The organism is Pontibacter sp. GD7, assembly GCF_058216375.1.
This window is the reverse complement of sequence record NZ_JBYZMP010000001.1, coordinates 485,855-499,153: the sequence shown is the minus strand read 5'-3', so window position 1 is coordinate 499,153 and position 13,299 is coordinate 485,855. Positions and strand designations below refer to the sequence as shown.

9 protein-coding genes are annotated in these 13,299 nt (G+C 48.7%); 7 read left to right on the top strand and 2 right to left on the bottom strand.

The window, feature by feature from the left end; translation table 11 throughout:
- Window positions 1-27: 27 nt before the first annotated feature.
- Complete coding sequence (locus AC4BAP_RS02045) at window positions 28-1,407, top strand: T9SS type A sorting domain-containing protein (protein ID WP_490580945.1); 1,380 nt, start codon at window positions 28-30, stop codon at window positions 1,405-1,407.
- Window positions 1,408-1,466: 59 nt separating this feature from the next.
- Here AC4BAP_RS02045 and AC4BAP_RS02040 read toward each other — a convergent pair whose 3' ends face one another.
- Window positions 1,467-2,087: a hypothetical protein gene (locus AC4BAP_RS02040; RefSeq protein WP_490580944.1), complete on the bottom strand. Its 621-nt coding sequence runs from the start codon at window positions 2,085-2,087 to the stop codon at window positions 1,467-1,469.
- 131 nt (window positions 2,088-2,218) lie between these two features.
- Window positions 2,219-3,655, bottom strand: coding sequence for an RNA polymerase factor sigma-54 (gene rpoN / locus AC4BAP_RS02035; protein WP_490580943.1), 1,437 nt, complete (start codon window positions 3,653-3,655; stop codon window positions 2,219-2,221).
- Between the two features lie 274 nt (window positions 3,656-3,929).
- On the opposite strand from rpoN, the gene asnS reads away from it, so the two are divergent.
- From asnS to AC4BAP_RS02005, 6 genes are all read left to right on the top strand, one after another.
- Complete coding sequence (gene asnS / locus AC4BAP_RS02030) at window positions 3,930-5,369, top strand: asparagine--tRNA ligase (protein ID WP_490580942.1); 1,440 nt, start codon at window positions 3,930-3,932, stop codon at window positions 5,367-5,369.
- A 118-nt stretch (window positions 5,370-5,487) separates the two neighbouring features.
- Window positions 5,488-6,981 carry a hypothetical protein gene (locus AC4BAP_RS02025; RefSeq protein ID WP_490580941.1) on the top strand — a complete coding sequence of 498 codons (1,494 nt, stop codon included), beginning with the start codon at window positions 5,488-5,490 and terminating at the stop codon, window positions 6,979-6,981.
- An 86-nt stretch (window positions 6,982-7,067) separates the two neighbouring features.
- Entirely contained in the window at window positions 7,068-8,642 is a 1,575-nt protein-coding gene (locus tag AC4BAP_RS02020) for a hypothetical protein (protein WP_490580940.1), read from the top strand.
- A gap of 266 nt (window positions 8,643-8,908) precedes the next feature.
- Window positions 8,909-10,195, top strand: a complete 1,287-nt coding sequence (locus AC4BAP_RS02015; protein WP_490580939.1) for a M43 family zinc metalloprotease — start codon at window positions 8,909-8,911, stop codon at window positions 10,193-10,195.
- A 219-nt stretch (window positions 10,196-10,414) separates the two neighbouring features.
- Window positions 10,415-12,583, top strand: a complete 2,169-nt coding sequence (locus AC4BAP_RS02010) for a TonB-dependent receptor (RefSeq protein WP_490580938.1) — start codon at window positions 10,415-10,417, stop codon at window positions 12,581-12,583.
- A 48-nt stretch (window positions 12,584-12,631) separates the two neighbouring features.
- The gene (locus tag AC4BAP_RS02005) at window positions 12,632-13,273 is read left to right on the top strand and encodes a tetratricopeptide repeat protein (protein ID WP_490580937.1); all 642 of its coding nucleotides are present in this window, start codon (window positions 12,632-12,634) and stop codon (window positions 13,271-13,273) included.
- Window positions 13,274-13,299: the final 26 nt, after the last annotated feature.

Here is a 13,299-nt window from a genome sequence, read left to right as displayed (position 1 = left end):
ACCAAACCTATAAAACTATATATTACTATGAAAAAAGTGTTTACAGTACTGCTGTTCGCAGCAGCCTTATTGGTATGCCCTGCCCTGCAGGCTCAAAAATTATCCGCCTTAACAGGCAAATCCATCCTCCCATCATCACTTAAAAACAGCAGGCTTACCGCTACAGAAAAAGCCCAGATGGCATTTGCCGAGGCTGTGCGGGTGGCGCAGACAGAAGTATACAGCACCTGGGGAGATGATAACCAGTGGGAAGAAGTAACCCGCACCAACATTACCTATAACAACCGTGGTCTGAAAGAAACCGTGACCGTGATTAGCCTACCAGACAACGTAAATCAGGCACAGTATACTAACACTTATAACGCTCAGGGAGAACCAACAGAAACAGTTTTGAAGCAGTGGCAGAACAATACCTGGGTGAATGCCATGAAGATGACGATGAGCATGGACGGAGAAATGCTGAACAGTTTTAGTGTATATAACTGGGCAAACAACTCCTGGGTACTGTCTATGGGCATACGGAGGACTCATACCCGTACAAACGGCCAGGTAACAGAAACCATCACAGAGTCTTATTCATCTGTTACCCCTGTATGGACTTTGGACGAAAAAATAAACTATACTTATAACGGCAGCGACAGCAGACCTGCAACTACAACTACTTATGAAAGACAGGGCGAAAACTGGGTTTTGACTGAAAAAGAAACAGATATTGTTTATGCGGGTAACTCCTTTGAGCGCAGCAGCTATTTCCTGGAAGAGTTGGACGCCACCACCAGCACCTGGAACAAGTATAAGTATGAATACCAGTACAGCCAGGACGCAGCCGCACAAACCAGAACAGTTGTAGAAACTGAGTATAACGTGGAGGGCAGCAACCTTATACCAAACCTGCGTTATACTACAAAAGAGATTACCTCTGGCGAGACATACTTAACAACAACTTCTTTTGGCACATTGGAGGAAGCGTATGAAACAAGCACCAATAGCTGGGTGAGAAGCAATGAGGAAAAAGCCATCATAACGAGAGATAATAATGGCAGCATTACAGAGATTGTGGTGCAGGAGTTTAGCCCGGCTACAGATGCTTTTGTGAATTCTGAACGCTATGTGTACTCTAACTTTACAACGCTTACTGTTACAAGCGCAGCTAACGATGTGCTGGCACAGGCCACCGAAGTATACCCTAACCCAGTACAGCATACACTGCGTATTTCGCTGGATGCTACTAAGGTTCGAAACGCCACGCTAAACATCTACAGCATAACAGGGCAAAAAGTATATGAACAAAACCGACTGGCAGCCACTACCTCTGTAGACATCAGCAAGCTGCCTGCCGGTGTTTATATGGTTAAAGTTACCGATGAGAACAACGCTAACATTACCCGCAGAATAGTGAAGCAGTAAGGTGCCGATACTAAGTATAAACAAGGAAGACGCTCTTAAACGGGGGCGTCTTCCTTATTTTAAATAGCGATATAGGCTGTGATGATCACCAGTAGCAAACCGGCACCGTAGCCGGAATACACCTGAGAAGGCGTGTGCGCGTGCAGTGCCAGTCTTGCCGAAAGCACTGCCCCGCTAAGTATAATCGCTACAATTATCGCCATTGTGATAGAGCCGTCCGGCATCAGGCGGTTTAGCACCATAAGCAAACCCAGGGCACCGCCCATGCCTACACTATGGGCACTTACTTTCCAGAACAGCGAAACAAAGTAGGTCAGGAAAACAGAGGCTGCGATCAGGCCCATCACAAAGAAAAAGATCTCATCCAGAGCAGAGGTGTTATAAAGTAAATAAGCCGTGACGCCATAGCATGCCCCTGTAAAAAGTAAAGGTAAACTTCGCTGCTCACGCTTTTCCATTGCAAGGTTATCGAGGTAGCCCATACGCACCATCGCGTAAGCACCTATCCCTGGCACCACAAACGTTGATAATACGATCATGGTCATCACTACCCAGCGGCTCTCTAAAGGCAGCGTGAGCATAGATGCCGGCATGTAGTATAGTATAAAGGCAAACAAATATGTAGGCAGAAGCAGCGGGTGAAAAACAACGGAAAGCAACTGCGCCAGGGAACGATTCACTTTGGAGTTAAAGAGTTAGAGAGTTAGAAAGTCAAAGAGTTAAAAGGCCCATGTTGAGGGAATCATTGCTAAACCTGTTTAAGTAATACACACCGATAAACAATTTAACAAGCTAACAATTTATCAATTAATTAGAGTTCTTTACGCAGGCGGGCCACGGGTATGTTTAGCTGCTCCCTGTACTTGGCCACGGTACGGCGGGCAATGTTGTAGCCTTTCTCGTTCAGCATCTTCTCAATTTTCTCGTCGGAGAGCGGTTTGCGCTTGTTCTCGTTGTCGATGATCTCCTTTAAGATGTGCTTCACCTCGCGGCTGCTGGCGTCCTCGCCGGAGTCAGTGGCGATACCCTCTGAGAAGAAGTACTTGAGCGGATAAATGCCAAACTCTGTTTGCACGGCTTTGCTGTTAGCCACGCGGCTCACGGTACTGATGTCCATGCCAATCTCCTCGGCAATGTCTTTCAGGATCATGGGGCGCAGCATACTTTCATCGCCTTCCAGAAAAAAGTCGTGCTGGTATTTTATGATGGCCTCCATGGTGCGTAGCAGTGTGTTCTGGCGTTGGCGTATGGCATCAATAAACCACTTGGCTGCATCCAGTTTCTGCTTCACAAAGGCAACGGTTTCCTTCAGCTTCTTGTCCTTTTTGTCCGACTTGTCATAAGCATCGAACATGTCGGCATAAGAACGACTAATGCGCAGGTCCGGGGCGTTGCGGGCATTAAGCGACAACTCCAATTCCCCGTTGTTGTTGGTAAGTATAAAATCCGGGATGATGTACTGCACGCGTGTCATGCTGGCCCCTGCCCCACCCGGTTTCGGGTTCAGTTTGATGATCACGTCGATGGCTTTTTTCAGCTCATCTTCCGACACCCCGAACTTGCTCTGTATCTTGGAGTAATGCTTTTTGGTAAACTCGTCAAACGATTCTTTGATGATGCGTTCGGCAAGTATGGTGGTGTCGTCCTGCTCGCGGCGTTCCAGCTGCAGCAACAGGCACTCAGGCAGATCACGGGCAGCAATGCCGGCAGGGTCAAAGGTCTGGATCAGTTGCAGCACCTGCTCTATCTCCTCTTCCGAGGTTTCAACGTTCTGCGAAAAGGCCAGGTCGTTGGCAATAGAGCGCAGGTCGCGACGTATGTAACCATCATGGTCTATACTTCCGATCAGCTGCATGCCAATGGTGTATTGCTTGTCGTCCAGGCTCAGAAAACCGAGCTGGTCCATCAGCGAGTCAGTTAGCGTAGACGACATGGCAATAGGCATTTCCCTGTCTTCCTCGTCGCCGCCACGGTCGCCTTGCATCTTGTAGCCGCTTATCTCGTCGTCGTGCAGGTAATCGTCTATGTCAAGGTCATCATCCTTGCTGTAGTCCTCTTCGTAGTCTTCGCTATCGCTATACTCTTCGGTAGGTTCTTCGCGGCCCTCTTCCAGCGCGGGGTTTACTTCCAGTTCTTCTTTTATGCGCATCTCCAACTCAGCAGTAGGTATCTGCAGCAGCTTGATAAATTGTATCTGCTGCGGCGATAGCTTCTGGGATAAAAGTTGTCTTAAATCGAGTCGCTGCATAGTTTTAAAAGAGAAATTAGTGCTGTATCGTGCACTTCCAAAGTTAGGATAATTTTACTCTCATTTAAAAAAAAGGTTAAAATATCGTTACTTTGAGAAATTATTAGAAGACACAAGTATCAGGACGTTAGACACAAGACTTTTAAAGTATAGTTTCACCGCTTGTCTATAAAGGTAAAGTAGCCAAAACGGCCTGCTTTATACTGTGTAAGCAGGGGTTGATTTTGTCTTGTATCTTGCTACTTGTGTCCTGATACTCTATAAACCATTACACATGCAACGCACAAAAGTAAAAGATCTGCTACAGGGTGCCTTGGTAGACCAGGAGGTTCTGCTCAAAGGCTGGGTGCGCACAAAGCGCGGAAATAAGTTTGTGAATTTTATCGCCGTGAACGACGGCTCTACGATAAATAATTTGCAGGTAGTGGCTGACGCTGAGAAGTTCAGCGAAGAGAATCTGAAAGACGTTACTACCGGTGCGGCCGTTGCTGTAACGGGCACACTGGTTGCCTCGCAGGGCAAGGGCCAGGCTTTTGAGATACAGGCTTCAAGTATAGAAGTACTGGGCAAAGCCGACCCTGAAACATACCCGCTGCAGAAAAAAGCCCACTCGCTGGAGTTTTTGCGTGAGATCGCGCACCTGCGCTTCCGTACTAACACATTTGGTGCTGTATTCAGAGTGCGTAACTCATTGGCTTTTGCCGTGCATAAGTTCTTCAACGAGAAGGGTTTTGTGTACATGCACACGCCTATCATCACGGCTTCTGATGCGGAGGGTGCCGGTGAGATGTTCCGTGTAACTACTTTAGATCCGGTTAACCCGCCACGTACAGAGAATGGAGAAGTAAACTACGAAGAGGACTTCTTCGGGAGAGCCACCAACCTTACTGTGTCCGGGCAGCTGGAGGGCGAGTTGGCAGCGATGGCCTTCAGCGATATTTATACTTTCGGACCAACATTCCGTGCCGAGAACTCCAACACTACGCGCCACCTGGCCGAGTTCTGGATGATTGAGCCGGAGATGGCTTTCTACGACCTGAAAATGAACGCTGACCTGGCCGAGGAGTTTATCAAATACATTATCCGCTACGCCCTGGAGAACAACCGCGAGGATATCGAGTTCTTAGCGCAGCGCCAGGCCGAGGAGGACAAGAGCAAGCCACAGAACGAACGCCAGGAAATGACCTTGCTGGAGAAGCTGGAGTTCGTGGTGAACAACGACTTTGAGCGTGTAACCTACACCGAGGCTATTGACATCCTGCTTAACTCGAACCACTACAAGAAGAAGAAATTCCAGTATGAGGTTAGCTGGGGCATCGATCTGCAGAGCGAGCACGAGCGCTACCTGGTAGAGAAACACTTCAAGAAGCCAGTGATCGTGACCAACTACCCGAAAGATATCAAGGCTTTTTACATGCGCCTGAACGACGACGGCAAAACCGTAGCTGCCATGGACATACTTGCCCCAGGCATCGGTGAGATCGTGGGTGGTTCGCAGCGTGAGGAGCGTTTAGATATATTGGTGGAGCGCATGAAAGGCGTTGGCATTGAGGAAGAAGCTCTGTGGTGGTACCTGGATACCCGCCGTTTTGGTGGCTGTCCGCATGCTGGTTTCGGACTTGGCTTCGAGCGCATGGTGCAGTTCGTAACAGGCATGGGTAACATCCGCGACGTGATTCCTTTCCCGAGAACACCACAAAACGCAGAGTTTTAAAAGTATTTATACTTTACAAGAGAGCCCGGCCAAAGTATGGCCGGGCTTTTTTGTTTTAGATAGATACTACCGAATAGATTTTCACCTATATTCAGCGCATCATACCAACACGAAATAAATGAACAAACTTTACACTCTTCTTACTGCTTTACTGGCAGTTACAGGCACTGTGTTCGGGCAGACAGAATTCGCCAGTTTCCAGGTGCCTTTCCGCACAGCGGATTACCTTAAATCCTCTGTTTCCGCTGATGGGGAGATCTGTCTTTATGCAGTAACGCAGGAAGAGGTTCATTTTCTGCACTTAAACAATAAGGGAGAAGTTAAAGCTCGTCTTTCCAAACCTAAGCCCCTGGGAAGTATGCCCGAACTGCTCGGCGATCTACCTTTAAGGGATAAATTTGTGTACTTTGAGCGCAGGAATAGTTCCGGAGGAGAATCCATACAGCCTTACTACCTCAATAAAAATACTGGCAGGCTGGTGCATATCGAGTCGGTATCCTTGCCCTTGGACCCGCGTAGCCAGCTGTTACAGGCCTTCACCTCCGACAGCACCTTTTACGCTGTATACTACAGCAAAAAGACCAACACCATGCAGGTAGCTGCTTTTACCTCGGAGCAACACTACACCCTGAAGAAGTATAACCTGAATGCCTACATGTACATGGAGGACCGCTTGTTTAAGCCTACCACCTCTCCTGTTTACATAGGCACAGACCTTGACAATGAACTGTATCAGGCACAATTCCCTAAAAAACTGTTTCTGCACCAAGGCAAATTATACTTCCTTTTCGATGGCTTTGCGGGGCCAGGGGTTAGCCGCAGGAACCTGACCACAGAAATCCTTACGCTGGACCTAAACACAGAAACCTCTGCTTTTAATGTATTGCCTTATATAGAAGACACCAACAATGAGAACTTTTCCTCTTACCTTTTCAATAACGCACTGTTCAGGTATGTGATGACAGGCAAAGACATCGTACAGCTGGAAATATATGATGCCGAAACCCTTGCTCCTAGCAAAAGCTACAAGTTTACCGGCGACGATAAGATAGCACTGCAGGCAACGGCAGTAGTACAGGCCAACAAATTACCAGATGCCAACCAGGTAGAGACAGCCCGCACCATGATCCAGAAAATGCACAACGGTTTGGTGGCCGTAGTGGCTAACAACGCACCCGGCAATACTATTGAGCTGCAGCTTGGCACCTACGACGTAAAAAATAACCCGGCCGCCATGCTACCCACCGGTGCCGGACTTATGAGCTCCATGGGACCGGGGGCAATACCGGTTATGGCGGCTCTGATGTTTATAAAAATAGCTGCCAACGAGGCTCCCCCGAAAGAGAAAAACACGTACTATAGATCTTACCTGGATGCAGAGACTTTTGAGATTGTGAACGGGGTGAGCAGAGTAGGCACATCCGACCTGATTACCCAGCACACTAACCGCCTGATAACAGGGAAGGCAAGTATAGGCGCTCTTGTAACCTACGCCTATAAAGGCAAGCTGCACTACGGATACCTCGAAAAGAGAACCAGGCAGCTAAAGATAGTTGCACTTGAGCCGCAGCATAATAGTATACAAGAAGCCACGAGCAGTGCCGTTAACTAAGATAAAATCAACGCTTACACAGCTTTAGCTATACTTTGGCTAGAAATTTGCTCAACTTATTAAGTATGATTTTTAAGCTCCTTACTATGCGTAAACTAATCTTTAGCCTGCTCCTGGCTGGCGCTACAGCATTTACAGCTAATGCCCAACAGGAGTTTGCCACAATAGAACTGCCCATGAACCGCGCCGAGGACCTGGTTACCCTGGCCGATGATCATGGCAACGTGTGTATTTACTACTACCAGAACCGCGCCCTGAATTTTGCCCTGATCGCACCGGATGGCAAACAGATTGCGCGACACGAAATACCTTACCGCTATTCCCAGGAACCACAGTTGCTGGGTACCCGCGTTACCGACGATGAGTTTGTGTTCTATAGCCGTTATGTGAATGGCCGCCGTGAGTACCTGCGCCCTTTTGCCATTAACCGCGAAACAGGCGCCTTCCGCACCATGCAGGACGAGCAGATAAACCTGGAGCGTAATGTAACGTTTGTGGGTGGCTTTGGCGACAAGGAGCACTTTTACATGCTCTACACCGACAGGGACAACGACATGCACCTGTACCGTGACTCAGATGCCGATGTGGCGCATATGGAGCACAAGATATTCAGGTCGGAGGAGATGCCGCGTACCCGTGTGCGTAATGCCCGGGAATCTGATATGATCTTTGTGCACCCTGATATGCAGCACAATGTGTTCACAGGCTACCACCGAAGCAAGATCTACTCGGAAGGCGATAAGATACACATGATATTTGACGGCTTCCACCTTAGGGGCAAAAGCAGCGATGAAACTACCACTGAAATTCTGACCCTGGACTGGAACACCGGTAAGACAAAGTATAGAACACTGCCGGCAGCTGACCAGCGAAGCACGCCTAACTTTAATTCTTTCCTGTACAAAAACAAGTTATTCCGTGTGCACCTGAACAAAGACCAGTTTAAGCTGGCTGCCTACGACTTTAACTCGCTGCAGCCAATTAAAGAGTATAGTTATACAGGTGATGAGGAGATCACGATTAAGTCTACGCCTGTTTACCAGCGTGGTGCCAGAAGCCTGTTCTCTCCGGACAATACTGTGATCGAGAAAACATCCAAAGTGATGAAGAACCTTGCCAGTGGTGTGCCGGCCATTACCGTGGATACGTATGATGATAACTCGTTGCAGCTTACCATAGGCTCTTACAAAGCACCTGATACGGATAACGCTTTTAACCAGGACCCAACCAGGATGGTACGCACCCCTGACAGGTATGTGCAGACATCACGTGGTTTGATGATGTTGCCAGGCCGTTGGGTGCCAGCTTATAACATTCCGAGCTATTACCTGAACTCACCATACTATAGCCGCTTTTTCTACGACCCTTTCAGCAGAGGAAGCAATATTCCGTCAGGCCCGGGCATCAGCACATACTTTAGGTCAGTTATTACGACAGATGGCCTGGCAAAAGTACCTGCTGAGGACGGGAAAGAACCAGTGGTATTGCAGGATAAAGTTGAAACCTATGAGCAGGAACTAAAGCCTGAGCCGGAACTAAAGACGGTTTACAAGTATGGCGATAAGCTGCACTACGGTTACTACGACCGCCGCAACAAGACTTTTAAAATCGTGGAGTTTGCCCGTGGCCAGGAGCCCTCAGCCCAGCAGCCCATGGAGTAAAGAGTTTTCTTTTCTATAGTTGAAAGGCCCGCTATACCAGTGGGCCTTTTATTTTGCTGGCAGCTCTAAAAAACTGCATCAATAACATGCTTCATAAACTCCCTTAAGGCGCAACTATAGCAAAACAGATGAGCAGGTAACAGATAGTAAAGAAAGCAGCCAGAAAAATTTGTGCTCAGGCAATTTATTGTATAAACATTATTAGCCTAACTTTTGGAGACTACGTAAAACATCTCATTCACATTATCTCACTTTACCCTCATCTTATGAAAAAACATTTACTCAGTCTAATCTCCTTACTGGTACTGACAAGCACGCTGGGCTTTGCACAGCAGGGGCTGCTGAAGAAAAGCTGCGCCACCATGGATGTTTATGAAAGGCACCTAAAGGAAAACCCGGGCCTTGAGAAAAGAATGGAAGCCATTGAACGCTTCACGAAAGAAGTTACTGCAAACGGCAACGGCAAAGGTAAGCCTTCAGACCCAACCGACCCAGGTACACCCGGACCAGAGCCCGCACCAACGGGCGTGATCATCAAAATACCGGTGGTCTTCCATGTGTTGTACAATACTACTGCTCAAAACGTTTCGGACGTTATGATAACCGAGCAGTTGCGCGTGCTGAACGAAGACTTCAGAAAGCAGAACGCTGATGCATCCAACGTACCAAGTTTGTTTGGCACCCTGGATGCCGACTCTGAGATCGAGTTTACGCTGGCAGCAGTTGTGAGAAAACAAACTTCCGTTACTGCATTCTCCTCAAACGATGACATGAAGTTCAACAACAGAGGTGGCAGCGATGCCTGGGACTCGAGCAAGTACCTTAACTTCTGGGTATGTAACCTGAGCAACAACTTGTTAGGCTATGCGCAGTTTCCGGGGGGCAACCCGGCCACCGATGGTGTAGTGTGCTTGTACAGCTCACTGCCTGGGGGCACTGCCGGCAACTATAACTTAGGCCGTACTGCCACGCACGAAGTGGGCCACTGGCTAAATCTGCGCCACATCTGGGGCGACAGACGTTGCGGCAACGACTACGTGGACGATACCCCAACCCAGCAGGGCTCCAACGGTGGCTGCCCTACCTTCCCTAAGCCTTCCTGCAACAACACCAGCGACATGTGGATGAACTTCATGGATTATACTTATGACCGTTGCATGTACATGTTCACGTATGGCCAGAAAGACAGAATGAGAGCGGTATTTGCCTCTGGTGGCCCAAGAGCAACCTTTGCCGGTGCCAAAGCAGGCATGTTTGCCGAGGCCTCCAGTTCAGCCTCAGCTGATTTTGGTTTAGCAAATGAGGTGTTGGTTTATCCGAACCCTGCCAATACAGAGGCAACCGTGTCCATTACTGTAGCAGACAGATCTTCTTCCGTATCGCTACAGGTAGTGGATATGAGAGGTGTAGTGGTTCACAGCGAGTCTTGGTCTGAAGCAAGCGGCACTTTTGAGCACACGCTTAGCCTGGAGAAAATGGCGCGCGGCATTTATTTCGTATCAGTGCAGTCAGGTAACGCGAAGGCTGTAACAAAGCTTTCAGTTTTGAAGTAAAGCGATCTCACTTATAAAAGACAAGGGCAGTACTTCTACTGCCCTTATTTTTTTTCTTAACCTATACTCTCTCCAGCATTCCGCTATACTTCGAGTCTGTATTTTTCCATCTCGCGGCTTTCCTACAATTCATCCATTTGATCCGGCGGTTCGTCGGGTTTTAATTTACTTACCCTTATAGCCTATGCACCTTTGAGTCGAAGTTTACACGCTACGACTATGAAAAGGACATTTACAGGCATACTCTTATTTTGGCTTACCCCACTGCTGGTACTGGCACAAAGGCAATATACTGTTTCGGGCCAGGTACTTGATATGCAGGGGCAGCCGGTTATTGGGGCCAATGTTTTTGTGAAAGGGAGCTACAACGGGGCATCAACAGGCACAGATGGCACTTTTGAGTTTAAGAGCACCGCTGCAGGGCAACAAACAATTGTAGCAAGTTTTTTAGGCTATGAGCCACAAGAGCAAAGTATAGATCTTGAGGCAGCGGGCCCTGTGAAAGTATACTTTAAGCTAAAAGAAAAACAGAGCCAGCTGAATGCGGTAACCATAACAGCCGGTGCATTTGAGGCTGGGGATGAAAAACGCAGCACTATACTTAGCTCGCTTGATATTGCGACAACAGCCGGTGCTACTGCTGATATTTATGCAGCCATAAACACCCTGCCAGGTGCGCAGCGCATAGGCGAAGAAGGCAAACTGTTTGTGCGTGGCGGCGACAGCTACGAAACCAAAACCTTTATTGACGGGCTGCTGGTGCAGCGGCCTTACAACTCTTCAGTGCCGGATGTGCCTGCCCGGGGCCGTTTTTCACCTTTCATGTTCAGTGGCACTACCTTTAGTTCGGGGGGCTACTCTGCCGAGTATGGCCAGGCACTTTCGTCAGCGCTGCTGCTAAAAACCAACGGACTACCCGATAAGACAGAAACCGGCCTGTCATTGATGTCGGTGGGACTAGGCGCTTCGCACACACTGCGCTGGGAAAATACCTCCTTTGCCCTGACTGCCGATCACAGCAACCTGGCTCCTTACACTGGCCTGGTCAATCAAAACATCAAGTGGCACCATGCCCCGGAAAGTATAGGCGGTTCATTGGTTTTCAGGTATAAAACATCGACAACAGGTATGGTTAGGGCCTACAGCAGCTACAACACCTCTAAACTTGCCTTAGAACAGCCCACACCTGACGGCCACACAAACAATATAAACCTATCTAACGACAACTATTTTGGCAATACCACTTTCCAGGGCTTGCTTACCGAAAAGACTACGCTGCAAGCCGGTGTTAGCTATATGCGAAACAACGATAAGGTACATGTAGATGAGCAGCACATAACAGAGCAGGATAACACGCTACAGTCAAAGGCGATGCTGGAACACCAGGCAGCAGACCCACTCTGGCTGAAAATAGGTACAGAGCTAACCCTTCGAAAGTATGAGCAGCAATACCAACAGACACGACAGCAACAAAGTATAAAAGCCGGTTTCACGGAATCGTTGCCAGCCCTTTTTGCCGAGGCAGACTGGTACCTGAGCAACAGCTTCGTGGCACGTGTCGGGGCAAGGGCAGAATATTCGGCGTTACTACGCAAAGCCAACCTGGCTCCACGGCTGTCTTTGGCCTACAAGCTGAACCAAAGCAGCCAACTATCTGCAGCCTATGGCAGGTTTTACCAGCTACCTGAAGCGCAGTTTCTTAAGATCAATGATGAGTTGGGATATGAGAACGCCACACATTACATTCTTAATTACCAGCATCAGCAAGACGAACGCACTTTCAGGGTAGAGGGCTATTACAAGAAGTATGATGATCTTATAAAGTATAACCCCGAGCAACCATACCTGGCCACTGCCTACAACAACCAGGGCAACGGTTACGCCAAAGGCCTGGACATTTTCTGGCGCGACCGCAAAAGTATAAAGCACGGAGACTACTGGGTGTCTTACTCGCTACTGGACACACGCCGTAACTACCGAGATTATCCGCAGCAGACAAGCCCAGCCTTTGCATCCAGGCATAACCTGGCTATAGTATACAAGCACTTTGTACCCAAGCTGCAAACACAACTTGGAACCACGTATACCTTTGCGAGTGGTCGGCCTTACCACAACCCAAACATGGCTGGCTTTAACCAGGGGCGCACTCCAAACTACCACGACCTCAGCTTTAACGCCAGCTACCTCACCAATATCCGGGGAAACTTTACGGTAGTGTACTTATCTGTTACCAATCTACTGGGAACTGAGCAGGTGTTTGGTTATCGCTACGCCGGCTCCCCGGACGAAACAGGCCACTACCAAAGTATGGAAGTAGGCCCGCCGGCCAAGCGCTTCGTCTTCGCAGGTGTCTTCATCAACTTCGGGGGGAAAGGCATTCACCACTAGGGCTGCGCCTGATTATGAATTATGAATCAACAATAAATTTTAGAGACCATGAGAAAGCACATTATTCTTTTTGCAACTGCCTTATTTTTTACACTTACCGCCTTTGCGCAAAACCCCGCTTTCGAGTCGGCTATGGGCCAGAACCTGGAAGCTTTGGGCAAAGCCAAAACAGTAGAAGAGTACCAGCAGGTTGCCAACCTGTTCGAGCGTATTGCCGGCACAGAGCAAAACCAGTGGTTACCCTTGTATTATGCCAGTCTGAGCTATATCAATATGTGTAATCACGAAAAAGACAACGATAAGAAGGATGCCTACCTGGACAAGGCGCAGGACTACCTGCAAAAGGCCCAGAAGCTGGAGCCGAAAGAGTCGGAGCTGCATGCCCTACAAGGACTGCTGCACATGGTGCGCATACAGGTGTCGCCGATGGCACGGGGCATGAAGTATAGCGGCATGGCCACAGCAGCTCTGGAGAAGGCCAAAAGTATAAACCCAGACAACCCGCGTGTACACTACCTGATGGGCTCTAACCTGTTTCATACGCCATCCATGTTCGGGGGCGGACCGGCAGCGGCCAAGCCTTACTTTGAGCAGGCTAAAACAAAGTATGAATCGCAAAAACCGGCCTCTGCGTTTGCACCCAGCTGGGGCAAAGCCCAAAACGACTCCATGCTTGCCAGGTGTAACTGATCATTTTAACTCCCAGCTTCAAGTAG